The following is a 24,467-nucleotide window of genomic DNA, read 5'->3' on the forward strand; positions in this document are numbered from 1 at the left end:
AGAAAAGCACTTGGCATCGGCGTGAATCCTGCTATCGATATCACGATTCCTCGTTTAGCCCACCAGGCGCGCATTGCTAACATCGCCAGTATCGGCATCGGCGACGATGCCTTCGACAAGGCAGATTCCGCAATGAATGTTTTCTGGTTCATCCCCACGCACGGCGACAGCCGCTATCTCGGCACATCGCAAGGCGCGCGAGCCGCGAATTACGATTACTTCCGCCAGATCGCAGTAGCCGCCGATACACTCGGCTATGAAGGCGTGCTGCTGCCCACCGGCCGTTCCTGCGAGGACGCGTGGGTGGTCGCTTCCAGCCTCATTCCCGCGACGAAGCGTCTGAAGTTTCTCGTCGCGATCCGTCCGGGCCTGAGTTCGCCGGGACTGTCGGCGCGCATGGCATCGACGTTCGACCGGCTCTCGAACGGGCGTCTGCTTATCAATGTCGTGACCGGCGGCGATCCGTCCGAACTCGCCGGCGATGGCGTGTTCCACGACCACGACACGCGCTACGAAATCACCGACGAATTCCTCACGATCTGGCGCGGCCTGCTCGAACAGTCGCACGACAACGGCGCCTTCGATTTCGACGGCAAGCATCTGCGATCGCAGGGCGGCAAGGTGCTGTATCCACCCGTGCAAAAGCAGCATCCGCCGCTGTGGTTCGGTGGTTCGTCGCCGGCGGCGCACGAAATCGCGGCGAAGCACATCGACACATATCTCACCTGGGGCGAGCCGCCCGAGGACGTGGCAAGGAAACTGGCCGACATCCGCCGCCGCGCCGCCGACGCAGGCCGCTCGATCAAATTCGGCATTCGTCTGCATGTGATCGTGCGCGAGACCGAACAGGAAGCGTGGGCGGACGCCGACAAGCTCATCAGCAAGCTCGACGATGAAACCATTCGCCGCGCCCAGGCCTCGTTCGCGAAGATGGACTCGGAAGGGCAGCGCCGCATGGCCGCGCTGCACGGCGGCCAGCGCGACAAGCTGGAGGTGTATCCGCATCTGTGGGCGGGTGTGGGGCTCGTGCGCGGTGGCGCGGGCACGGCGCTCGTCGGCAATCCGGAGCAGGTCGCCGGCCTGATGAAGCAATATGCGGAGCTGGGCATCGAGACGTTCATCCTGTCGGGTTATCCGCATCTGGAAGAGTCGTATCGCTTCGCGGAGCTGGTGTTTCCGCTGCTGCCGCGTCGCCAGCGCGAGCAGATCAGCGGGCCGTTGTCGGGACCGTTCGGTGAAGTCATCGGCACGGCGGAATTGCCGAGGGTGTCGGCATCATGACGCTGAATTCCATCGCTCGCCGCGCGTTGCCGTGGCTCGTGCCGGTGCTGATCCTGATCGCATGGGAAAGCGCCGCGCGCACCGGCGGACTGTCATCGCGCGTGCTGCCCGAACCGCTCGCGGTCGTGAAGGCCGCGTGGGCGCTGATCGAGTCCGGCGATCTGTGGGCCAACGTGAAAGTGAGCGCCGGGCGCGCACTTGCGGGCTTCGCGATGGGCGGCGGCATCGGCTTCGTGCTCGGTCTCGCGACCGGCCTCTTCAAGCCCGCCGAAATCGCGCTCGACTCGACCGTGCAGATGATCCGCAACATCCCCGCGCTCGCGATGATTCCGCTCCTGATCCTGTGGTTCGGCATCGGCGAGGAAGCGAAACTCGTGCTGGTCGCGCTGGGCGTGTTCTTTCCCGTCTACGTCAACACGTATCACGGCATTCGCTCGGTCGACCGCGATCTGATCGAGATGGCGAAGAGTTATGGCTTGTCGGGCTTCGCGCTGTATCGGCATGTGATCTTGCCGGGGGCGTTGCCGTCGATTCTCGTCGGCGTGCGCTTCGCGTTCGGCCTGATGTGGGTGATGCTGATCGTGGCCGAGACGATCTCCGCGCAATCGGGCATCGGCTATATGACGATGAACGCGCGCGAGTTCCTGCAAACCGATGTCGTGGTGGTCGGCATCCTGCTTTACGCGCTGCTCGGCAAACTGGCCGACACCGCCGCCCGCTCGATCGAACGCGCTACCCTGCGCTGGCATCCCGCGTATCAAACGAAGGCGCAATCATGAATCTGATCGATATCGACACGCTGGCGCCCGCGTTCAGGCGCGTCGAACCACAAACGCATGCACGCGCGCCGCACGCCGGGCGCGATCTCGCCGTATCGCTGCGCGGCGTGGAAAAGCGTTTCGGCGAGCGCACGGTTTTGGACCGGCTCGACTTCTCCATCGAGCGCGGCAGCTTCGTGTCGATCGTCGGTCGCAGCGGCTGCGGCAAGTCGACCTTGCTGCGGCTCATCGCCGGTCTTGACCAGCCGACGGGCGGTGTCCTTCAACGCAACGCACCAGCGACGGCAAGCGAGTTGCAGGTGCGGATCATGTTTCAGGACGCGCGGCTGTTGCCGTGGAAGAGCGTGCTCGACAACGTGATGATCGGCCTGCCGCGCAGCCGGCGCGACGAAGCTCGCGCGACGCTCGCCGAAGTGGGCCTCGCCGAGCGCGAGAAAGACTGGCCATCGCGTCTGTCGGGCGGACAGCGGCAGCGCGTGGCGCTTGCGCGTGCGCTCGTGCATCGGCCGGATCTGCTGTTGCTCGATGAACCGCTCGGCGCGCTCGATGCATTAACGCGCATCGAAATGCAGGGCCTGATCGAGCGGCTGTGGCGCGAGCACAAGTTCACCGCGCTGCTCGTCACGCACGACGTGCAGGAAGCGGTGTCGCTCGGCGATCGCGTCGTGCTGATCGACGCGGGGCGCATCACGCTCGATACCGCGGTGCGGCTGCAAAGGCCGCGCACGCGCACTTCGCCGGGCTTCGCCGAACTCGAAGAGCAAGTGCTGTCGCGCGTGCTGCAGCGCGCCTGAGCGTTCGATTTTTCGCACAACCCGTGCGGATTGAAGCGGATTATCGATCAGCGTTTCGCTCGCTATCCTGTCGGCTGATCACAGGAGCGAAGGAGCGTGAATCATGTCCGCGAGAAAGATTGCGATCGTCACCGGCGGCAGCCGGGGACTCGGCCGAAACACCGTGCTTAGCCTCGTGCAACGAGGCGTCGACAGCATCTTCACTTATCACAGCAACCAGCAGGAAGCCGCGAAGGTCGCCGCGCTGATTGTGGAAGCCGGCGGGCGCGCGAACGCGCTGCAACTCGATACCGGCAACACGCGCGGCTTCGATGCTTTCGCAAACGACGTGCGCGCGACACTCGCCGGCTGGGGCGCCGACCGCTTCGACTTCCTCGTCAACAACGCGGGGACGTCGCATCACAACAGCATCGAGAAAACGACGGAAGCGGAGCTCGATGCGCTCTACGAAGTTCACTTCAAGGGCGTGTTCTTTCTCACGCAGAAACTGCTGCCGTTGATTCGCGACGGCGGCCGTATCGTGAATATTTCCTCGGGTCTCACGCGCATCATCGTGCCGGAGAGCGCGCCTTACGGTTCGATGAAGGGCGCGGTCGAAGTGCTGACGAAATACATGGCGAAGGAACTCGCGCCGCGCAGGATCGCCGTCAACGTGGTCGCGCCCGGCGCGATACAGACGGACTTCAGCGGCGGCATGGTGCGCGACAATCCGGAGCTGAACCGCCGCATCGCCGATATGACCGCGCTCGGCCGCGCCGGCCTGCCCGATGACATCGGACCGATGATCGCGTCGTTGTTGTCCGAGGACAATCGCTGGGTCAATGCGCAACGGATCGAAGTGTCGGGCGGCATGGCAATCTGAGCACCGCCGAAGCGAGCGCGGCGCGCGCTATGCGTCCAGCGGCACCGCGCTCACGCACTTGAGTTCGTCGAGACACACGCTCGATTTCACGCCGCTCACGCCCGGTATGCGCATCAGCGTATCGAGCAGAAACTCCGACAGCCCTTTGAGATCGCGCGTGATCACCTTCAGCATGTAATCGATATCGCCGGTCACGGCGAAGCATTCCTGAATCTCGGCGAGCTTGCCGACGACACCCTTGAACTTCGCGAGGTCGCGCACGTGGCCGCGCTCCATCGTCACCTGAATGAAGGCGACGACGCCGAAGCCGAGCACCTGCGCGTCGAGCCGGGTCTCGTAGCCCTTGATCACGCCCATTTCCTCCAGCCGCCGATGACGCCGCAAGGTCTGCGCAGGCGACAGGTTGATCGCCTCCGCCAGCTCGAGATTGGAGACGCGTCCGCGGGACTGCAGAATCCCGAGCAAACGCAGGTCGATACGGTCGATCTCGATAGTCTGCAATTTTCTTTCTCCGATGTGCCCGATGAAGAAATCCGGACGCGCAAACTAGGGTTTGTCTGCGCATCTTAGGAAATCATATTGTGCCGCATCAAATTTACACTGATTCCCCTCAATCGAGCGGGGACGCCTGAAGTCCGAAGCGTCCGGAATCCACCGCAGCACACAAGGAGAGAGACACGTGGCACATGAGGGACAAGGCACGCTCAAGCGCGGCCTGAAGAACCGTCACATTCAGTTGATCGCGCTCGGCGGCGCGATCGGAACCGGGCTGTTTCTCGGCATCGCCCAGACGATCAAATCCGCAGGGCCGTCGGTGCTGCTCGGGTATGCGATCGCAGGCGTCGTTGCATTTTTCATCATGCGGCAACTGGGCGAGATGGTCGTCGACGAGCCCGTCGCGGGTTCGTTCAGCCATTTCGCGGACAAGTACTGCGGGCAATATGCGGGCTTCCTGTCGGGCTGGAATTACTGGGTGCTCTACATCCTCGTGTCGATGGCCGAGCTTTCGGCCGTGGGCATCTACGTTCAATACTGGTGGCCGGGCATTCCGACGTGGGTGTCCGCGCTCGTGTGCTTCTGCCTGATCAACGCGATCAACCTGACGAGCGTGAAGTCGTACGGCGAACTGGAGTTCTGGTTCGCGATCGTCAAGGTGGTCGCGATCGTCGGCATGATCGGCTTCGGCGGCTATCTGCTCTTCTCGGGCAATGCCGGGCCGGAAGCGAGCGTGTCGAACCTCTGGCGTCATGGCGGCTTCTTCCCGAACGGCGTCTCGGGTCTCGTGATGGCGATGGCCGTCATCATGTTCTCGTTCGGCGGACTGGAACTCGTGGGCATCACGGCGGCCGAAGCGGATGATCCGTCGCACACCATTCCGCGCGCGACCAATCAGGTGATCTACCGCATCCTGATTTTCTACGTGGGCGCGCTCGGCGTGCTGCTGTCGCTGTATCCGTGGCAGAACGTGGTGACTGGCGGCAGCCCGTTCGTGCTGATCTTCCACGCAATGAATAGCAACTTCGTCGCGCACGTGCTCAATGCGGTGGTGCTCACGGCGGCGCTCTCGGTCTATAACAGCGGCGTGTACTGCAACAGCCGCATGCTGTACGGCCTCGCGCAGCAAGGGAACGCGCCGCGCGCGCTGCTCAAGGTCAACAAGCGCGGCATTCCGCTCGTCGCGCTCGGCGTCTCCGCGATCGCGACGGCCGCGTGCGTGCTGATCAACTATCTGATGCCGGGCAAGGCGTTCGAGCTGTTGATGGGGCTGGTCGTGTCGGCGCTGATCATCAACTGGGCGATGATCAGCCTGATCCATCTGCAATTCCGCCGCGCAAAGGCGCGCGCCGGTGAGACGACCGTGTTCAAGAGCCTCGGTTATCCGCTCACCAACTATCTGTGTCTCGCATTCCTCGGCGGCATTCTGGTGGTGATGTGCCTGATTCCCGATCTGCGCATGTCGGTCTATCTGATTCCGGTGTGGCTCGTGGTGCTGGGCGTGGGTTATGCCATTCGAAACCGTCGTCGCGCGAATGCGGCGTTGTCGCGCGTCTGAAGGAGACTGCCATGTTCGAACACATCGAAGCCTATCCCGGCGATCCGATCCTCTCGCTGAACGAAGATTTCGCGAAGGACCCGCGCAGAGACAAGGTCAATCTCAGCATCGGCATCTATTTCGACGACGCGGGCCGTCTGCCGGTGATGCGCGCCGTTCGCGAGGCCGAAACCGGCTTGCTGGCTGAACCCGCCGCGAAACCGTATCTGCCGATGGCGGGGCTCGCCGCGTATCGCGATGCCGTGCAGTCGCTCGTATTCGGCGACGACTCCGCCGCGCGCGCCGAAGGCCGTATCGCGACCGTGCAGACGCTTGGCGGCTCGGGCGCGCTCAAGGTCGGCGCGGATTTCATCAAGCGCTATTTTCCCGGCTCGCAGGTCTGGGTCAGCGATCCGACGTGGGATAACCATCGCTTCATCTTCGAGCGCGCGGGGTTCACGGTCGGCACGTATCCGTACTACGACGAAGCGACCGGCGGCCTGAAGTTCGATGCGATGCTCTCGGCGATCCGCGATCTGCCCGCGAAAAGCGTCGTGCTGCTGCATGCGTGCTGCCACAACCCGACTGGCGTCGATCTGAACGACGCGCAATGGGTGGAGCTGATCGACGTGATCAAGCAGCGTGAACTGTTACCGTTCGTCGACATGGCTTATCAGGGCTTCGGTGCGGGCCTCGATGCGGACGCGTTCGCGATTCGCGAACTGGTGCGTCAGAACGTGCCGGTATTCGTCGCCAATTCGTTCTCGAAGAACTTTTCGCTGTACGGCGAGCGCTGCGGCGCGTTGTCGGTGATCTGCGAGTCGGCGGAATCGGCGGCGCGCGTGCTCGGGCAGATGACGAGCGCGGTGCGCGCTAACTACAGCAATCCGCCGACGCACGGCGCGACGATCGTCACGCGCGTGCTCACGACGCCAGCGCTGCGGCAGTCGTGGGAAGAGGAACTGGCGTCGATGTGCACGCGCATCGCGCGCATGCGCGGAGAAATCCATGCGCGCCTGCGCGGTAGCGTGCCGGATGCGATGCTCGCGCGATATCTCGAGCAGCGCGGCATGTTCACGTATACGGGGCTTTCGGCGGCACAGGTCGATGTATTGCGTGAGCGGCACGGCATTTATCTGATCCGCTCGGGCCGCATGTGTATCGCGGCGCTGAACGATCGTAATGTCGGGGTGACGGCGGGGGCGATTGGGGAGGTGTTGGCGGTGGAGACTGTCTAGCGTCGCACGGCCGCTCATTCCCAACTCATTCTGCGCAAGCACACTGCATCCTTCGCTAAAGAGGGGATGCAGTCATGAAGACCTGTGAAAAAGCGGCCTTTCGGTCCTATGTCGATAGTTTGCTCGCCCAACTCGACAAGCACGCCGATCGCGCCGTCCTCCGTTATCTCGACCAGGACGTAACAGGCGGCGCACTACGCGCCTCAATCTACCGTCACGCCCGCGCGCTCGCGTCGCTGGGCGTCACGCGCGGCGCGCTCGTGGCCATGTTCGCGCCGAACTGCCCCGACGCGCTCGCCATCCGTTACGCGACCAACCTGCTCGGCGCAGCAACGATGTTCCTGCCCGCGATCGCCTCCGCCGAGCATCGCGCGGCGTTCGTGACCCGCATGCAGCCGACCCTGCTCGTCGCGTTCGCGCAGACGGAGCATCTGGTGCCGCCGAACACCGGCGCGCGCCTGGCCTATGTCGGCACCGGCCCGGCGCGCCTGCGTCTGGACTTGCGCGCGCGCGTGCAGCACGATCTCCCGGTCGAGAGCCGCGCCCGCCCCGACGATCTCGCGATGATCGTTTCCTCGGGCGGCTCGACCGGCCTGCCGAAGGCAAGCCGTCGCAGCTTCGCGGCCTGGTCCGCTATGGTGAGCGCGCCGAGTCCCGCGGATCGTCGTCAGCTTGTCAATGGCGCGCTGGCTTATCTGTCGCAAGTGCTGGTCGACAACACGCTGCTGGGCGGCGGGACGGTCGTGCTGAAGCCTCGCTACGATCCGGCCGACACGCTCGCGACGATCGAAGCCGAACGCATCACCGACGTGCTGCTCGTCGAACCGCAACTCTTCGAAACGATGGATCATCCGGACGTCGACCGGCGCAACCTGTCGTCGCTGCGCTTGATCGCGCACATCGGCGGATCAGCGCCCGCGATCCTGCGGCAGCGCGCGATCGCGCGGCTCGGCCCGGTGCTCACGCACATGTACGGCGCGAGCGAAGCGGGGCTCGTGAGCGTGCTGACGCCTTCCGACTTTCTCACCGATCCGGCCTTGCTGAACAGCGCGGGGCGCATCCGGCCCGGCGTCGACGTGCGCGTGCGCCGCGCCGACGGCAGGTTCGCGCGCGGCGGCCAGGATGGCGCGATCGAAGTGCGCTCGGCGGCGGTGGCGCAAGGCTACTACCGGCAGCCGATCGAGTCGGCGCAGAAGTTCCGCGACGGCTGGTGCCTGACTGGCGATATCGGTTTCATCGACGAAAAGCTCCATCTGCATGTGCTCGGACGCGCGGCCGATGTCGCTCAGATCGATGGCGTCGTCATCGGTCCGGCTCAGCTCGAAACGCCGCTGTGCGCGCTGGCCGAGGTGCGCTACGCGCGCGCCGTCGCGGCGACGGAGGCCGGAGGCGGCTACAGATGGAACGTCGCGGTCGTGCCGTGGACGGGCAGGCGGATCGACATCGCGCGCTGTCTGCGCGCGCTCGAATCGGCGTGCGGCGTGAAGGTCGCGCAAGCCGTGCGGATGGTCGCCGTGCCGCGCGTGCCGCTCACCGAGCAGGGCAAGGTGGACCGCGCCGCGATCGGCCGCATGTGCCGGAACGTAGCGAACCGGCGCGTCGAGAAGGAAGACGCCGCATGCAGCGCGTAGCTCAGCCTTTGTGCTGCGCGCGGCCGAGCACCAGATGCGCCACGGTTCCGAGCACGATACCCCAGAACGCCGAGCCGAGCCCGAGAAAGCTCATGTTGGAGGCCGTCGCGATAAACGTGATGAACGACGCCTCGCGATGCGCCTCGTCCTGCACCAGTCCGACGATGTTGGCCGCGATCGCGCCCAGCAATGCGAGCCCGGCGAGCACCGCGACGAAGGCGTTCGGCAGCGCGGCGAACAGCATCACGACGGTTCCGGCGAAGCATCCGCCCGCCAGATAGAAAAGCCCGTTCGCGATGCCCGCGACGTAGCGGCGCTGCGGATCGCGATGCGCGTCGGGACCGGTGCACAGCGCCGCGGTGATCGCCGCGATGACGATCGTGATGCCGCCCGAGAACGCGACCAGCATCGACGCGAGACTCGTCGTCATGAGGACCGGGCGCGTCGGCGTCTGATAGCCGGACGCGCGCAGGATGGCGAAGCCCGGCAGGAACTGTCCCGTCAGGCTCACGATGACGAGCGGCACCGCGAGACTCACGGTGGATTGCCAGGTCCAGGTCGGCATCGTGAAGACAGGGCGCGTGAGGTGCAGACTGACCGATTCGAAATGCGTCAGGCCCAGCCCGACGGCGAGCGCACCGCCGAACGCCAGCACCAGAATGAGACAGTAGCGCGGCGCCCATCGGCGGAACACGAGGAAGCTCGCGAGCATTCCCAGAGCGAGCCACGGCGTGAGCGCCACCGCCTTGAATACGTTGACGCCGAACTGAAACAGGATGCCCGCCATCATCGCGCAGGCGATGCCTTTCGGGATGCGCTTGACGATCTGATCGAACCATCCGGAAAGGCCCAGCGCAAAGATGCATGTGCCCGCGACGATATACGCGCCGATCGCTTCGCTCACCGGCATGCCGGGAAACAGCGTGACCAGCAGGGCCGTGCCCGGCGCGGACCACGCCGTGATGATCGGCTGCTTCAGCCACCAGCTCAGCGCGATGCCCGAGACCGCCGCGCCCATCGAGATCGACCAGACCCACGAGGCGATCACGTCGTTGCCGACATGCGCCGTGTGCGCGGCCTGAAAGAAGATCGCGAGCGGTCCCGCATACGAGATGATGACGGCGAGCAGCCCGGCGCTCACCGCTGACACGGACCAACTACCTTTCGGCGCAGCCGGCACGAGGGCGGGTTCCGTGTCGCGCTTCATGCAAGCGTGCGCGGTATCAGCGGATCGACGACGGATGGCGCGCGAGCGCGGTCACCTGCATCGTCATGTACGGGAACAGCGGCAGCGCCGAGAGCAGGGTATGCAGTTCGTCATGCGAATCGACGTCGAAGACGCTGTAGTTCGCGTACTCGCCCACGATGCGATGCAACTGCTGCCATTTGCCCTGCCGTTGCAGCTCCTGCGAGTATTCCTTCTCGCGGGCCTTGATTTCATCGGCCTTAGCGGCGGGCATGTCGTGCGGCAGATGCACGTCCATTCTGACTAGATAAAGCATCGTGTTCCTCGCTCGGGTTTGAGTGATTGCGTTCAGATGTTCTTGTCGCGCCGGTAGAACGCGAGCTTGTCCTCGTCGATCTGAAGGCCGAGACCCGGTCCCGCCGGCAGATGGAGGTCGAAGTCACGATACTGCGGGCGCGCCGTGACGATGTCGTCTTTCAGCAAGAGCGGCCCGAACAATTCTGTGCCCCATGTGAGTTGCGGGAGCGCGGCGAAGCCGTGAGCCGACGCGATCGACCCGATGCTGCCTTCGAGCATCGTGCCGCCGTAGAGCGACACGCCCGCCGCATCGGCAATGGCGGCGGTGCGCATCATCCCGTAGATGCCGCCGGACTTCGCGATCTTCAGCGCGAACACATCGGCGCAGGCGTGGCGCACGAGTTCGAGCGCGTCTTCCGGGCCCGTGACGGCTTCGTCGGCCATGATCGGCACGATGAAACGCGCCGCGAGCCGTGCCAGCGCGCCGCGCTGCTCGCGCGGAGTCGGTTGCTCGATGAGGTCGATGCCCGCGGCCTGCAACGCTTCGATGCCGAGCGCGGCGTCGGCTTCGTTCCAGGCCTGATTCACGTCCACGGTGACTTTTGCGCGGTCGCCGAGCGCGGCCTTGATCTGCGATACATGCGCGACGTCATCGCGCACGCTGCGCCGGCCGATCTTCAGCTTGAACGTATGGTGGCGGCGCTCGGCCAGCAGCATTTCGGCTTCTTCGATATCGCGCTGGGTATCGCCGCTCGCGAGCGTCCAGAGCACGGGAAGCGTCTTGCGCACCGCGCCGCCGAGCAGTTCGCACACCGGCACGCCGAGGCGCTTGCCTTGCGCGTCGAGCAGCGCCGTTTCCATCGCGCACTTGGCAAAACGGTTGCCGCGCGCGATCTTGTTCAGCCGGAGCATCGCGGCGTTGATATTGGTCGCATCCTGTCCGACGAGCGCAGGCGCGAGGTACGTATCGATGGTCAGCTTGATGCCTTCGGGACTTTCATCGCCGTAAGACAGCCCGCCGATCGTCGTGGCTTCGCCTATGCCCTCGATGCCGTCGCTCGTGCGCAGGCGGACAATGACGAGAGTTTGCTGCTGCATCGTCGCCATCGCGAGTTGATGTGCACGGATGGTCGGAAGGTCAACCAGGATCGCTTCGACGGAGGTGATTTGGGCGTTCATACCTGAAATGTCGGGATGGATGGGTTGATGGAGTATTGCGCGCCCGTTTGCCGCCTGTCCAACACCGTTGACGTCTAGTGCCATACCCTCGAGGTATGGCGCGCGTCATCACCTCTGATCGGTGCGCGGCGTATAGGGAATCCGTTCCTCGTCGTACAGCCGGTAGATCAGTTCGAGCATCTCCTTGATGTCGCGCGACTCGTCGAGCGCGCGCATGCTCATGATGATGGGGGAAACGAGTGTCGGATCGTCCAGTTCCTTGTAGCTGACGTCGTCGCGCTTGAGGCCGTAGACGCTGCTCGGCACGATGGAAATGCCTTCTCCCGCCGCGACGAGGCCCAGCGCGATCTGCAATTCGCGCACTTCGTAGATCTTGCGCGGCGCGAGCGCGCGGTCCTGAAACGCCGACAGCACCTGATCGGCATAGCTCGGGCGCGGCGCCTTCGGGAAAATGATCAACGTTTCGTTGATCAGATCGCGCAACGCGAGGACAGGCTTCGCAAGCGACAGCGGATGGCCGACCGGCAGCGCGACGATCATCTGCTCCTCGCGCAGGATCACCCGGCGGATGTTCGCATCCTCATGACGAATGCGGCCGAAACCCACGTCGATACGGCCATCCTTGAGCGCGCGAATCTGGTCCATCGTCGACATTTCGTGGAGACTCAGTTCGACGGTGGCGTTCTCGTCGCGAAAACGCCGGATGATTTTCGGGAGCATCCCGTATAAGGTCGAACCCACGAAACCGACCGAAAGACTGCGCTCAATATTGCCCACGCGCCGCGTCATGGATTCCAGCTCGGCAGTCTGCGCGAGCAGCTGCACCGCGTGCGAATAGAAGAACTTGCCCGTCTCCGTCAGCTTGAGCGGGCGCGAGTTGCGCTCGAATAACTGCACGCCCAGCGTCTCTTCGAGTTGCTGTATCTGACGGCTCAACGGTGGTTGGGCAATGTGCAGTCGCTGAGCTGCGCGCGTGAAATTGCGTTCTTCGGCTACCGCTACGAAATAGCGGAGATGTCGCAACTCCATCTCAATACCTCCTGGATATAGCCCAATACTAAATCAGTGTTGGACTGGGCTTCTTTACGTCCATTATCCTGCCTTCACGCTCTGTTTCAACACCCGACTATACCTTCCGAGCATATCTCTACCGGTGCTGGAGCAAGGGTTAACCCCACCATAAAATTGCGAGATTCAGGAGCAGACATGAGCATCAAAGTGTTCGATACGAAGGAAGTCCAGGACCTGTTGAAGGCGGCTGCCAATCTCGGAGGTCAGGACGGCAGTGCTCGTACCAAACAGATTACGCATCGCCTGCTGAGCGACCTCTTCAAGGCCATCGACGACCTCGACATGACGCCCGATGAAATCTGGGCCGGCGTGACCTACTTCAACAAGCTCGGCCAGGACGGTGAAGCGGCGCTGCTGGCCGCAGGCCTCGGTCTGGAAAAATTTCTCGACATCCGCATGGACGCCGAAGACCGCGAAGCGGACATTCACGGCGGCACGCCGCGCACCATCGAAGGCCCGCTGTATGTCGCCGGTGCGCCGGTGCGTGACGGCGTATCGAAGATCGACATTAATCCCGATGAAGACGCCGGCCCGCTGGTCATCCGCGGCACGGTCACGGGCCCGGACGGCAAGCCGGTCGCGAACGCCGTGATCGAATGCTGGCACGCCAACTCGAAGGGCTTCTACTCGCACTTCGACCCGACCGGCGCGCAAAGCGATTTCAATCTGCGCGGCGCGGTGAAGACCGGCGCCGACGGCAAGTACGAATTCCGCACGCTCATGCCGGTGGGTTACGGCTGCCCGCCGCACGGCGCGACGCAGCAATTGCTGAACACGCTCGCCCGCCACGGCAACCGTCCGGCGCACGTGCACTTCTTCGCGACGAGCGAGAACCATCGCAAGCTGACGACGCAGATCAACATCGAAGGCGATCCGCTGATCTGGGACGACTTCGCCTACGCGACCCGCGAAGAACTGGTGCCGCACGTCGTCGAAAAGACCGGCGGCAACGCGCTGGGACTGAAGGACGATGCGTACAAGGAAATCGAGTTCGACATCCAGTTGTCGCCGCTGGTCCAGGGCAAGGACAACCAGCTGGTTCATCGCCCGCGCGTGGCCGTCGCGGCGTAACAAGCCAGGAACGCCTGAAGCGGCGGCAAGCCTGTCGCCGCCTGAATCTCCGCACCAATCATTCGACACCGATGCAGGCGCTCCGTGAATGGAGCGCGCATAGGGAGAGCACACATGTCCGCCATCACCGACAAAGCCAGTCAGCTCGACGAACTGCTGCAAACGGCAGTTCAGGACGACAAGGAAAGCGGCGTATTCCGCTGCCGCCGCGATATCTTCACCAATGCAGATCTGTACGAACTCGAGATGAAGCATATCTTCGAGAGCAACTGGGTTTATCTCGCGCACGAAAGCCAGATTCCCAATAACAACGATTACTACACGACTTGGATCGGCCGCCAGCCGGTGGTCGTGACGCGCGACAAGACCGGCGAACTGCACGCGGTCATCAATGCATGCGCGCACAAGGGCGCGATGCTGTGCCGCCGCAAGCATGGCAACAAAGGCAGCTTCACGTGCCCGTTCCACGGCTGGACGTTCTCCAATACCGGCAAGCTGCTGAAGGTGAAGGACGAGAAGACCACCGAATACCCGATTCAATTCAATACGCACGGCTCGCATGATCTGCGTAAAGTGCCGCGCTTCCAGAGCTATCGCGGCTTCCTGTTCGGCAGCCTCAATGCCGATTCGATGCCGCTCGAAGAGTATCTCGGCGAGACGAAGGTCATCATCGATCAGATCGTGGATCAGGCGCCGGACGGCCTCGAAGTGTTGCGCGGCAATTCCTCGTACATCTACGACGGCAACTGGAAGATGCAGATGGAAAACGGCTGCGACGGCTATCACGTCAGCACCGTGCACTGGAACTACGCCGCGACGATGGGCCGCCGCAAGGTCGAAGGCACCAAGGCCGTCGATGCGAACAGCTGGAGCAAGTCGGTCGCGGGCGTGTATGGCTTCGACCACGGCCACATCCTCCTGTGGACCAAGACGATGAACCCGGAAGTGCGCCCGGTGTATGAGCATCGTGAAGAGATCAAGGCGCGCGTGGGCGACGTGCAGGCGGATTTCATCGTCAACCAGACGCGCAATCTGTGCCTCTATCCGAACGTGTTCCTGATGGACCAGTTCAGCACGCAGATTCGCGTGGTGCGGCCGCTCGGCGTCGACAAGACCGAAGTCAGCATCTTCTGCTTCGCGCCGAAGGGCGAGAGCGCCGAGAACCGCGCCACGCGCATCCGCCAGTACGAAGACTTCTTCAACGTGACGGGCATGGGCACCAGCGACGACCTCGAAGAGTTCCGCGCGTGCCAGTCGGGTTATGCCGGCATCACGGCGATGTGGAACGACCTGTCGCGCGGCGCGCCGCTGTGGGTTCACGGTCCCGACGAAAACGCAACGAACATGGGTCTCAAGCCGCTCATCTCGGGCGAGCGCAGCGAAGACGAAGGCCTCTTCGTCGTGCAGCATGAATACTGGGTGAACGTGATGCGCGACGCCCTGAAGAAGGAACAAGGGGAGACACTGGCATGAGCTTCGACTACCAGAAAATCTGCGCGACGCTGTACCGCGAAGCGCGCCTGCTCGATGACCGTCAGTGGGACGAGTGGCTGGGCTGCTATGCGGAAGACGTCACCTACTGGATGCCCGCGTGGGACGACGACGATCAGCTCACCGACGATCACGAAAGCCAGATCTCGTTGATGTACTACCCGGATCGCGGCGGCCTGGAAGATCGCGTGTTCCGCATCAAGACCGAGCGAAGCGGCGCGTCGATGCCCGAACCGCGCACGAGCCACAACGTCACCAACGTGGAAGTGCTGGCCGAGCGCGACAATGAAATCGACGTGCGCTACAACTTCGACACGCTCAATCACCGCTACAAGATCACCGATCACTTCTTCGGCACGATGTTCGTGACGCTGCGAAAGGTCGGCGACATTCTGGTGATTTCGCGCAAGAAGATTGTGCTGAAGAACGACTATATCCGTCAGGTGCTCGACGTCTACCACGTCTGATGCGCCCGGTGATGAGACAGGAAGTAGGAGGCAATATGTCCAGCTATAACATTGCACTGAATTTCGAAGACGGCGTAACGCGATTTGTCGAATGCAAGGCGGGCGAGAAGGTTCTCGACGCCGCCTTTCGCGCCAAGATCAACCTGCCGATGGATTGCTCCGACGGCGTGTGCGGCACCTGCAAGTGCCGCGCCGAAAGCGGCAGCTACGATCTCGGCGAGGACTACATTGAAGACGCGCTCTCCGACGACGAAAAGGAAGGCGGGCTCGTGCTCACATGCCAGATGGTGCCGCAAAGCGACTGCGTGATCGCGGTCCCGGCTTCGTCCACGGCATGCAAGACCGCGCAAAGCAAGTTCGCCGCGAAGGTCACGAAGGTGGCCCCGCACAACGACGCCGCCGTCGTGCTCGAACTGGACGTGGATGCCGCCGCTTCGGCGCCGGTGTTCCTGCCGGGCCAGTACGTCAATATCGACGTTCCCGGCAGCGGTCAGCATCGCTCGTATTCGTTCTCGTCCGCACCGGGCGAAACGAAGATCAGCTTTCTCATCAAGAAGATTCCCGGCGGCGTGATGAGCACGTGGCTCGAATCCGCAGAGACGGGCAGCACGGTGGAACTGACCGGTCCGCTCGGCAGCTTCTATCTGCGCGCGGTCGAGCGGCCGTTGCTGTTCCTCGCGGGCGGCACGGGCCTCGCGCCGTTCCTGTCGATGCTGGAAGTGCTCGCGCGCGCGAACTCGCAACAGAAGATTCACCTGATCTACGGCGTGACGCGCGATCTCGATCTCGTGCAGGTCGAAGCGATCGAGGCGTACACGGCGAAGCTGTCGAACTTCACGTTCAGCACGGTCGTCGCCGATGCCGATTCGGATCATCCGCGCAAGGGTTGGGTCACGCAGCACATGCCGGCGGAATCGCTGAACGACGGCGATGTCGACGTGTATCTGTGCGGCCCGCCGCCGATGGTCGATGCGGTGCGTAAGCACTTCGACGACAACGGCGTGAAGCCCAACAGCTTCCACTACGAGAAGTTCACCCCCAACGCCGTGCCGGTGACCGCATGAGCACACAACGATTTGCCGGCAAGGTGATGGTCGTGACCGGCGCGGCGCAGGGGATCGGACGCGGCGTGGCGCTGCGCGCGGCCGCCGAGGGCGCGCGGGTGCTGCTCGTCGATCGCGCCGATTTCGTCGCGGAAGTCGCCGCTGAAGCGAAGAGCGCGGATACCGCCGGCTTCGTCGCGGATCTGGAGACGTATGAAGGCGCGGCAGCGGCGATGGCTTTCGCGGCGCGCACCTTCGGCGGCATCGATATTCTCGTGAACGGCGTCGGCGGCGCGATCCGCATGCGTCCTTATGCGGAGTTCGAGCCCGCGCAGATCGACGCGGAGATTCGCCGTTCGCTGATGCCCACACTCTACGCGTGTCATGCGGTGTTGCCGCATTTGCTCGAACGGGGTCGTGGAACCATCGTGAACGTGTCGTCGAACGCCACGCGTGGGATTCGGCGCGTGCCGTATTCGGCCGCGAAGGGCGGCGTCAACGCGATGACCCAGGCATTGGCGATGGAATACGGCGAACACAATATCCGCGTGGTCGCCGCAGCGCCGGGTGGAACCGAAGCGCCGCCACGGCGCGTCCCGCGCAATGCCGCCGGCGACAGCGAACAGGAAAAGCTCTGGATGAACGAAGCGGTAAAGCAGGTCACCGAATCGACCTACTTGAAACGTTACGGCACCCTCGACGAACAGATTGCGCCGATCCTGTTCCTGGCTTCCGACGAGGCGAGCTATATCACCGGCGCGGTGTTGCCCGTCGCCGGCGGCGATAACGGCTGATGTCGCAGGAGACGCATGCCATGAGTGAACGCAAAGCCATCGTGCCCGCGGGCATGGAAGCGGTGTACGAGAAGATTCGCTATGCGCCGGCGATCCAGGCCGGCAATACGATCTACGTGTCCGGGCAGATCGGCCGTGACGCGGCCATGCAACTCGTCGAAGACCGCGAGGCGCAGATCGTGCAGGCATTCGAGAATCTGAAGCTGGTGCTGGAAGCGGCAGGGGCATCGCTGAGCGATGTCGTCGACGTGACCACTTTTCATACTGACATGCGCGATCTGCCGTTGTTCATGCAGGTGCGCGAAAGATATCTCAACACGCATCCGCTGCCTGCGTGGACCGCAGTGGGCGCGCATATGCTTGGCGGCGCGGCGGGTTATATCGTCGAAATCAAGGCGGTGGCCGTATTGGCCGAATCAGGGAACTGACGGTGTCGGGCGAAATCGTTGCCGTGCTGCCCGCGCGCGCCGACGATATGGCGCGCCTCGCGATTCTGCTCGCACAGGGCGAGCCTATCGTCACGGTCATCGGCAAATACAACCATGGCAAGAGCCGTCTGCTCAACGAGTTGATCGGCCAGGACGCCTTTGCTGTCGCGGACAGGCGCGAGACCGTGACGCTGTCGGATAGCGTGCATCGCGGTGTGCGCTGGCTCGATGCGCCCGGTCTCGATGCCGATGTCGGCACCGAAGACGATCGCCACGCATTGCATGCCGCATGGTTGCACGCGGATATCCGACTGTTCGTGCATGCCGCGAAAGAAGGCGAACTGGACGCCAAAGAACTCGCCTTGCTCGCCGAGCTATATGCGGACGATGCGCGCTCGAAGCGGCAAACGTTGTTCGTGCTGTCGCAGGTTGATCAGCTCGCCGACGACGCCGAACTGCGCAAGGTGCGCAATGCGATCGATGCGCAATGGCCGGGCGTTGCGTTGAATGAAGTGTCGTCCACGCGCTATCGCAAGGGGCGGGACGAAGGCAAGGCGCTGATGCTGGAAAAGAGCGGCATGCCTTCACTGCGCGCTGAGATCGACGCGGCGCTCGCCCGCGTGCCGCAGGCGCGCACGCACGAGAAGGCGCTGCTGTTCGGCGAAATCCGCGAGGAACTGGCGGCGCTTCTCGCGGCGCGCGAGCAAGAATTCAAAGCATTGCGTGATACACAGCGGCAACAGCGTCTATCGTTCGATCGCGGTTTGGCGAAGGTCATCGAGAAGGTGAGCGGGGATATCGAAACGATGCTGAACGCGCTCGGCACGGACCACGCTTCAGTGCCGGATACTGCAAAAGACGCGTATGGGATCACCGCAGGCAAGCTTGAGCGCGCGCACATTCAGATTGCGTATTCGCGCGCGTGCATCGAACTCGATGGTTTCCTGGCGGGGCAGGGTGTCATTGGCTTGCCTTCCGAACAGGAAACCGTGGCGCGCGCGCTCAACACGGTGATGATCGCGGTCATGGGCGTCTCGGTGAAGTTTCGCAAGGACTTGCGCAGAATGTTCTGCACGACGGCCGGCCGAGAGCGCATGCGGCGCGAGTTCACGCACTACTACGAGTTGTCGAACGATAGAAGGGCGTTGGCCGGGCGCATCGCGCGGAGTGAATCGGCTATCGACGCTTCGAGGAATGCATCGGCATCATTGGACGCACTGGAAGGCCGCGCATGAAGGCGGATGCGAGCAACGAACAACGCTTTATCGCCGATGTCGATGCGTTCGAGTTCATCGCACACGATGTCGGGCGAATGCTCCACGCGATGGAAGACTGGCTCGCGCAATTGACTTCCGATCTTCAATCGAGTCGTCTGCTTTGTTCCGGACTAAAAGAACAGGGCGCGCTCGCCAGACAGGCGCAAGCCATCAACGCCGAATTGCAGAAGAACCTGCTCACGTGGCCGCAGCAATGGGCCAGTCTCGAACCGGCTCAGAATCTGGCCGAAACCTTCGACGACAAAGTTCTGCTTTTGGTCTTCGGCAAGTTCAACGCTGGCAAGAGTTCGCTCTGCAATCTCATCGCGGATCGCTTTGCCGCGCATGGAAAGACGGTGCAGTATTTCTATCTCGATGCGGGGCGTATCGTCGAGACGACGGAATGCTTCAAGGAAGGCGTGACGGAAACCACCGCGCGTCTTCAAGGCGTGCGACTTGCCGGCAAACTGGTGCTCGTGGATACGCCCGGGCTTCATTCGATCACGCCGGAGAACGCGGCGCTCACGCAGCGCTTCACCGATAGCGCCGATGGCGTCCTCTGGCTGACGAGTTCGACATCGCCCGGACAGGTTCAGGAACTGGACGAACTCAGCCGCGAACTGCATCGCAACAAGCCGCTTCTGCCTGTCGTGACACGCAGCGACGTCTACGACGAAGACGAGATAGACGGCGAAATCCGCAAGTTCCTGCGCAACAAGACGGCGCAGAATCGCGCCGAGCAGGAGGCCGATGTCAGAACACGCGCACAGGAAAAGCTTCTGACGATGGGCGTTTCCGCCGATCTTCTGAAAGCGCCGGTGTCGATTTCCTCTTATCTCGCGCGCAAGCAGGGACAAACCCACGTGGCAATGACCGATGCGGGTTTCGAGCGGCTCTATGCTGCACTGATCGACATCGCTGAACCGACGCTGGCCTACAAGCGCCGCAAACACGCGGAAGTATTCCTGCATCATCTGGAAGAGAACGTGATGGGCGTGCTCTCGCGCGATGTGTATTCGTCGCTCGCGGAACTCCGCGCATCGTCGGATGCGGCGATGGCGATGCTCGCGCGCCAGCAGGAGAATATCGCCGATGCCGTCTGGCGGAGCGTCGCTCCGACACTGCCTGCGTTGCTGGATGAGCATTCGTCGACGCGCAATGTCGGCGCTATTCTCGGCAGCTTGTCTCAAACCATGGCTGAGTCGGTTTCGCGCGAGGTGGATCGCCAACTCGACGATTACGTTGTTCATACCGATAGCTCGCTCGCCAGAATCGATCTCGATGACGACGCGGGTTTCCAGGAAACCACTGTCGGTGTCGACTATCAGCGGCTGCATGCAGCACTTGCCAGGGCGATTCGCGAGCAGGTATTGCGCTTGTCCAGCGACGCAGCCGAACAGTGCCGTGCGTCGATAAAGCAACTGATCGCGCGAGCCGGACAATTGCAGGATGTTTTGCGCGCACACGAAACGGACCTGATCGATCTGAAAGCGCGACTTCGGTCCGAGTTTGATTGAAGAGAAAGCGCCGCTTCAGAACGGATAGCGGATCGGACTGTTCATCACGCTGACCCATTGGGTCTGAGTGAATTCATGGACGTTGGCCGGTCCGCCGAAGCGTCCGCCATTACCCGATGCGCCCATCCCGCCGAACGGCACATGAAATTCGTTGTTCACGGTCTGATCGTTCAGATGCACCATCCCGGCGCGAATGCGTGAGGACAATGCAAGTCCGCGCGACATCGAACGGGTGTGGATTGCAGCCGCCAGGCCATAGTCCGACGCATTCACGAGTTCAACGGCTTCATCGTCGCTGTCGAACACGGTGATCGGCGCGACCGGCCCGAAGATTTCCTCCCTGAACGCAGCCATGTCCGGTGTGACGCCGGCCAGAACCGTCGGCTCGTAGAAGAGCCCGCTGAAGCGGCCGCCCGCGAGAAGCGTCGCACCGGCATCGACGCTTGTTTGCACGATACCGTCGATACGATCACGCTGCCTTTCGTTGATCAGCGGTCCGAGATGCACCTGCTGCTTGAAGGGATCGCCCACCGTGAGATTGCGCGCACGTTCTGCGAGCCTCGCCGCATACTGCCCGACGATCGAGCGATGCACGAGGTGCCGTCCCGTCTGCATGCAGATCTGCCCTTGATGCAGGAACGCGCCCCACGCAGCGCTGGATGTTGCGGCTTCGACGTCGGCGTCGTCGAGCACTACGATCGCGTTATTCCCGCCGAGTTCGAGCGCGACCTTCTTGAGCATGCGTCCGCAGATTTCGCCGATCGAACGGCCGACGCCCGTCGATCCGGTAAACGAAATCATGCCGACCTTCGGATGGCGCACGAGCGCGTCGCCGGTTGTGGGGCCGCCGGGAATGACGTGCAGCACGCCGGTCGGAAGACCTGCGTCTTCGAAGACTTTGGCGAGCAACAGGCCGCCCGCGACCGCGCTTTGCGGGTCGGGCTTCAGGATGACCGCGTTGCCGAGCGCGAGCGCCGGCGCGACCGACCGCATCGCGAGAAGAATCGGAAAGTTCCACGGCGCGATGACGCCGACGGTTCCCACCGGAACGTGTCGGCACAGGTTCATCCGATGCGCAATCGCGGAAGGATAGAGCGCGCCGTCGGGCTGCATGGGAAGCGCTGCGGCCATCTGCAACTGCTCATAGGACGCATGGAGTTCCCATTCCGCCTTCGCGCGCGTCGAGCCGCACTCGCGAATGTTCCATTCGTTGATTTCGTGCGCGCGTTCCTTCAGGAGCCGCGCCGCCTCCCGCATGATGGCCGCGCGCTGATCGAAGGGCGTCGCGGCCCACGCTTCCTGAGCCTGCGCAGCCGATGACGCAGCATCGTCGATATCCTCGGGCGAGCCGATGCCGGTCACGCCGATTCGCTCGCCCGTCGCCGGTTCGATGACGAACGCCGTGCCGCCTTTCGCTGTCTTCCAGCCGTTTGAATGAATGCGCGCATTCCAGACATGCGCGTTGCCTTCGTTACTCATGGTGTTCTCTCCGATTTGCATGACGATGTGTTCGCACGAAATCTCATTCGACGTGAGGGGCAAGAGCTCGCACGTGGGGCTCCGCTCGCGCGCGGCGATTCGAAATCAGCAGCACCGCAATGGCCGCCACGACCCCGGGAACCGCGAAGACGAGAAAGTTGAATGTGATCGGGAACTGCTGGCTCAGCAGATATCCGCCGAGGGCCGGGCCTGCGACCGCGCCGAACCGTCCCGCGGCGGCGGCCCAGCCCACGCCCGTCGAACGGATGCTCGCCGGATAGAGTTGCGCGGCGAACGCATGGACGATGCACAGCGTTCCGATGGTCGTCGCGCCCGCCGCCATCAGAAGAAGATTCAGGACGAGTGGCGACTGCCTGTACCCCAGCAGACCGATGGACACGGCGGCTATCGCGAAGTACAGGACCAGCGTCGGCTTGCCGCCGTGACGGTCCGCCATCCAGCCGCTGAACAGCCCGCCGACGACCGCGCCGACATTCAGGGTAATCAGGAAGGTGAGGCTCGAACCCAGCGAATAGCCGTTCGCGGCCATCAGCTTGGGCAACCAGGTGTTCAGGCCGTACACCATCAGCATGCACATGCCGAACGCGATCCAGAGCAGGAAGGTGTCGAGCGCCCGGCCTTGCGCGAAGAGATCGAAAGCGCGCATGCGCGGGTGCTGTTCCTTATCGCCGGTGATAGCGAGGCTTGCGGCATCGCCCGCGAAGTCCGGCGCGTAGCGTCGCAGAATGGGATCGGCCTGGGCGAAGCGCTTCTGCGCGATCAGAAAGCTCAGCGACTCCGGCAGCCACTTGAAGAAAACGGGAAAGAACAACAGCGGAATGCCGGCGATGAGAAAGTTGGCGCGCCATCCGAAAGCCGGTGTGATCGCCTTCCCGGAGAGCGCCGCGATCACGCCGCCGACCGAGAAGAAGCTGAGCATGATCGTCACCATGATATTGCGCTTGCTGCGCGGCGACATCTCCGTCATCAACGCGACGATATTCGGCACCATGCCGCCGAGACCGACGCCGGTCATGAAACGGCACAGCGTGAATTCGGTCGTGTTGGTGCAGAAGGCATTCCCGAAAGCGGCCACGCCGAAGACCACGAGACACAGCAGAATGATGCGTCGACGGCCGAATCGGTCGGAGGAACTGCCGAGCGTCAGCGCGCCGACCATCATGCCGAACAGCGCGCTGCTGCCGATGAAACCCGCCGTGACAGGAGCAAGCTGCCAGTCGTGCATCAGTTGAGGCAGGATCGATCCGTAGATCACGAGATCGTAGCCATCGAAGAGCATCAGCATCGAGCACCAGAACATGACCATCAGATGTCGGGAGTTGAGGCGCGTGCCGTACAGCGCGTCGCCAGCGGCGGCGTTATGGTCCATCTTTGTCTCCAAATGAATGGATGCGCGAGCTCTGTGAGGCTCGTAGTTCGCATGCCGAAATATTGTGTTTGCGTAACCGCGAAGACGCGATTTCCGTCTCTACACGAGGAAGCGGCTGATCGCGTCCTCGCGCCAGCGAATGCCGGCGCCCGGTTCATCGCCGATGTGAGCCTTGCCGTCCTTGAATCGAAGGAGCGGTTCGAGAATCGGGCCTGCAAGGTCCATGCGTTCGAGCCAGTGCGCGGTCGGGGTCACCGCCAGCAGATGCGCGCTGAATTCCTGAAAGATATGGCTGGACATGGGCAGACCGTGTTGTTCCGCGAGCGCGCTTGCTTTGAGCCAGCCCGTCACGCCGCCGATCTTCATCACGTCGGGCATGCAGAGATCGCAGGCATGACTGTCGATGGCCTTTTGCATGTCTTCCGGACCGAACCAGTTTTCGCCGATCTGCACCGGAACATTCAACGCTGCCCGGATCGACGCATGTCCGGCGTAGTCGTGCTGCGCGGTGGGTTCTTCGATCCACGCGACACCTTCCGCTTCGAGCGCGCGGCCCCGCCGCTTGCCCTCGGGAACGGACAGCGCCTGATTGAAGTCGACCATGAGCTGAACCGACTCGCCCGTCACTTGCCGGATTGCGCGCACAACTTGCAGGTCGCGCTCCAGCGTCTCATAGCCCACCTTTGTCTTGATGGCCCCGAAGCCGGCTTCGACGGCCTCTTGCGCGCGCTTCGTGCCGAGTTCGACGTCGTCCATGCCGTGGCTGTCGTAGGCGGGGATCGGGCGCGCCTTGCCGCCGAGCAGTTCGACGAGCGGCAACCGATGCGCCTTGGCGTGCGCGTCCCACGCGGCCATGTCGATACCGGCGGTCGCGATACGCACGAGGCCCGTATGGCCGAGCAGGCGGAATCGCGCGTTCATCGCGCGGTCGATCTCGAAAGGCGCAAGCGGCAAGCCCTTTACGACGACTTCCAGTTCTTCGACCAGACGCTGAACCGGCTTCAGCGCAATCGGCGAATACGTGAAAACGTAGGCATGACCCGTCACGTTCGCGTCGGTCAGCAGGTCGATCAGCACGAGCGGCGACGTGGCGATCGTGCCGGATGCCGTTTTGAGCGGGTACGGCAGAGGCACATTGACCGCCCGCGCGCGCAGTCCGGTAATCCTGGTTTGGTCCATGA

General features: G+C 63.1%; 23 protein-coding genes. 15 read left to right on the plus strand and 8 right to left on the minus strand.

Features of this window, described 5'->3' with window-relative positions:
* Positions 1–132: 132 nt before the first annotated feature.
* The 4 genes from ssuD to BTHE68_RS33490 all read left to right on the plus strand — a co-directional run bounded on the left by ssuD (position 133) and on the right by BTHE68_RS33490 (position 3,716).
* Complete coding sequence (ssuD, locus tag BTHE68_RS33475) at positions 133–1,281, plus strand: FMNH2-dependent alkanesulfonate monooxygenase (RefSeq protein WP_162070544.1); 1,149 nt, start codon at positions 133–135, stop codon at positions 1,279–1,281.
* Positions 1,278–2,060: an aliphatic sulfonate ABC transporter permease SsuC gene (ssuC, locus tag BTHE68_RS33480; protein ID WP_162070545.1), complete on the plus strand. Its 783-nt coding sequence runs from the start codon at positions 1,278–1,280 to the stop codon at positions 2,058–2,060. The genes ssuD and ssuC overlap by 4 nt, the downstream gene beginning before the upstream one ends.
* Entirely contained in the window at positions 2,057–2,854 is a 798-nt protein-coding gene (locus tag BTHE68_RS33485) for an ATP-binding cassette domain-containing protein (RefSeq protein WP_162070546.1), read from the plus strand. Before ssuC ends, BTHE68_RS33485 begins: the two co-directional genes overlap by 4 nt.
* A 103-nt stretch (positions 2,855–2,957) precedes the next feature.
* Positions 2,958–3,716 carry an SDR family NAD(P)-dependent oxidoreductase gene (locus BTHE68_RS33490; protein WP_162070547.1) on the plus strand — a complete coding sequence of 253 codons (759 nt, stop codon included), beginning with the start codon at positions 2,958–2,960 and terminating at the stop codon, positions 3,714–3,716.
* Between the two features lie 27 nt (positions 3,717–3,743).
* Here the strand turns inward: BTHE68_RS33490 and BTHE68_RS33495 are convergent, their stop codons facing one another.
* Positions 3,744–4,217 (minus strand): Lrp/AsnC family transcriptional regulator, encoded by a 474-nt coding sequence (locus BTHE68_RS33495; RefSeq protein ID WP_162070548.1) that lies wholly within the window; start codon positions 4,215–4,217, stop codon positions 3,744–3,746.
* Positions 4,218–4,395: 178 nt separating this feature from the next.
* On the opposite strand from BTHE68_RS33495, the gene BTHE68_RS33500 reads away from it, so the two are divergent.
* From BTHE68_RS33500 to BTHE68_RS33510, 3 genes are all read left to right on the plus strand, one after another.
* Positions 4,396–5,769, plus strand: a complete 1,374-nt coding sequence (locus tag BTHE68_RS33500; RefSeq protein ID WP_162070549.1) for an amino acid permease — start codon at positions 4,396–4,398, stop codon at positions 5,767–5,769.
* A gap of 11 nt (positions 5,770–5,780) precedes the next feature.
* Positions 5,781–6,986, plus strand: a complete 1,206-nt coding sequence (locus BTHE68_RS33505; protein WP_162070550.1) for an amino acid aminotransferase — start codon at positions 5,781–5,783, stop codon at positions 6,984–6,986.
* Positions 6,987–7,060: 74 nt separating this feature from the next.
* Positions 7,061–8,617: a class I adenylate-forming enzyme family protein gene (locus BTHE68_RS33510; protein WP_162070551.1), complete on the plus strand. Its 1,557-nt coding sequence runs from the start codon at positions 7,061–7,063 to the stop codon at positions 8,615–8,617.
* 1 nt (position 8,618) lies between these two features.
* Here BTHE68_RS33510 and BTHE68_RS33515 read toward each other — a convergent pair whose 3' ends face one another.
* From BTHE68_RS33515 to BTHE68_RS33530, 4 genes are all read right to left on the minus strand, one after another.
* Positions 8,619–9,824, minus strand: a complete 1,206-nt coding sequence (locus tag BTHE68_RS33515; protein WP_162070552.1) for a benzoate/H(+) symporter BenE family transporter — start codon at positions 9,822–9,824, stop codon at positions 8,619–8,621.
* Between the two features lie 16 nt (positions 9,825–9,840).
* Positions 9,841–10,119 carry a muconolactone Delta-isomerase gene (gene catC, locus BTHE68_RS33520; RefSeq protein WP_162070553.1) on the minus strand — a complete coding sequence of 93 codons (279 nt, stop codon included), beginning with the start codon at positions 10,117–10,119 and terminating at the stop codon, positions 9,841–9,843.
* A 32-nt stretch (positions 10,120–10,151) separates the two neighbouring features.
* Entirely contained in the window at positions 10,152–11,279 is a 1,128-nt protein-coding gene (locus BTHE68_RS33525; protein ID WP_162070554.1) for a muconate/chloromuconate family cycloisomerase, read from the minus strand.
* Between the two features lie 108 nt (positions 11,280–11,387).
* A complete protein-coding gene (locus tag BTHE68_RS33530; RefSeq protein WP_162070555.1) occupies positions 11,388–12,308 on the minus strand; it encodes a LysR family transcriptional regulator in 921 nt (306 codons plus the stop codon).
* Positions 12,309–12,485: 177 nt separating this feature from the next.
* On the opposite strand from BTHE68_RS33530, the gene catA reads away from it, so the two are divergent.
* The 8 genes from catA (at position 12,486) to BTHE68_RS33570 (ending at position 20,417) form a co-directional block, all read left to right on the plus strand.
* Positions 12,486–13,421: a catechol 1,2-dioxygenase gene (gene catA / locus BTHE68_RS33535; protein WP_162070556.1), complete on the plus strand. Its 936-nt coding sequence runs from the start codon at positions 12,486–12,488 to the stop codon at positions 13,419–13,421.
* A gap of 114 nt (positions 13,422–13,535) precedes the next feature.
* On the plus strand, positions 13,536–14,894 hold the full coding sequence (locus tag BTHE68_RS33540) for a Rieske 2Fe-2S domain-containing protein (protein ID WP_162070557.1): 1,359 nt from the start codon (positions 13,536–13,538) through the stop codon (positions 14,892–14,894).
* On the plus strand, positions 14,891–15,379 hold the full coding sequence (benB, locus tag BTHE68_RS33545) for a benzoate 1,2-dioxygenase small subunit (RefSeq protein ID WP_162070558.1): 489 nt from the start codon (positions 14,891–14,893) through the stop codon (positions 15,377–15,379). The genes BTHE68_RS33540 and benB overlap by 4 nt, the downstream gene beginning before the upstream one ends.
* A 35-nt stretch (positions 15,380–15,414) precedes the next feature.
* Positions 15,415–16,443: a benzoate 1,2-dioxygenase electron transfer component BenC gene (gene benC, locus BTHE68_RS33550; RefSeq protein ID WP_162070559.1), complete on the plus strand. Its 1,029-nt coding sequence runs from the start codon at positions 15,415–15,417 to the stop codon at positions 16,441–16,443.
* Positions 16,440–17,216: a benzoate diol dehydrogenase BenD gene (gene benD, locus BTHE68_RS33555; RefSeq protein ID WP_162070560.1), complete on the plus strand. Its 777-nt coding sequence runs from the start codon at positions 16,440–16,442 to the stop codon at positions 17,214–17,216. The genes benC and benD overlap by 4 nt, the downstream gene beginning before the upstream one ends.
* A 20-nt stretch (positions 17,217–17,236) precedes the next feature.
* Positions 17,237–17,644 carry a RidA family protein gene (locus BTHE68_RS33560; RefSeq protein ID WP_162070561.1) on the plus strand — a complete coding sequence of 136 codons (408 nt, stop codon included), beginning with the start codon at positions 17,237–17,239 and terminating at the stop codon, positions 17,642–17,644.
* Between the two features lie 47 nt (positions 17,645–17,691).
* A complete protein-coding gene (locus BTHE68_RS33565; protein ID WP_162070968.1) occupies positions 17,692–18,879 on the plus strand; it encodes a GTPase in 1,188 nt (395 codons plus the stop codon).
* A complete protein-coding gene (locus BTHE68_RS33570; protein WP_162070562.1) occupies positions 18,876–20,417 on the plus strand; it encodes a dynamin family protein in 1,542 nt (513 codons plus the stop codon). Before BTHE68_RS33565 ends, BTHE68_RS33570 begins: the two co-directional genes overlap by 4 nt.
* Before the next feature lie 15 nt (positions 20,418–20,432).
* Here the strand turns inward: BTHE68_RS33570 and BTHE68_RS33575 are convergent, their stop codons facing one another.
* The 3 genes from BTHE68_RS33575 to BTHE68_RS33585 form a co-directional block, all read right to left on the minus strand.
* Complete coding sequence (locus tag BTHE68_RS33575) at positions 20,433–21,896, minus strand: benzaldehyde dehydrogenase (protein WP_162070563.1); 1,464 nt, start codon at positions 21,894–21,896, stop codon at positions 20,433–20,435.
* A gap of 43 nt (positions 21,897–21,939) precedes the next feature.
* The gene (locus BTHE68_RS33580) at positions 21,940–23,286 is read right to left on the minus strand and encodes an MFS transporter (protein WP_162070564.1); all 1,347 of its coding nucleotides are present in this window, start codon (positions 23,284–23,286) and stop codon (positions 21,940–21,942) included.
* Between the two features lie 99 nt (positions 23,287–23,385).
* Positions 23,386–24,465, minus strand: a complete 1,080-nt coding sequence (locus BTHE68_RS33585) for an enolase C-terminal domain-like protein (protein WP_162070565.1) — start codon at positions 24,463–24,465, stop codon at positions 23,386–23,388.
* Positions 24,466–24,467 lie beyond the last annotated feature (2 nt).

Source organism: Burkholderia sp. THE68, assembly GCF_009938265.1.
In the GTDB taxonomy this organism is placed as follows: Bacteria; Pseudomonadota; Gammaproteobacteria; order Burkholderiales; family Burkholderiaceae; genus Caballeronia.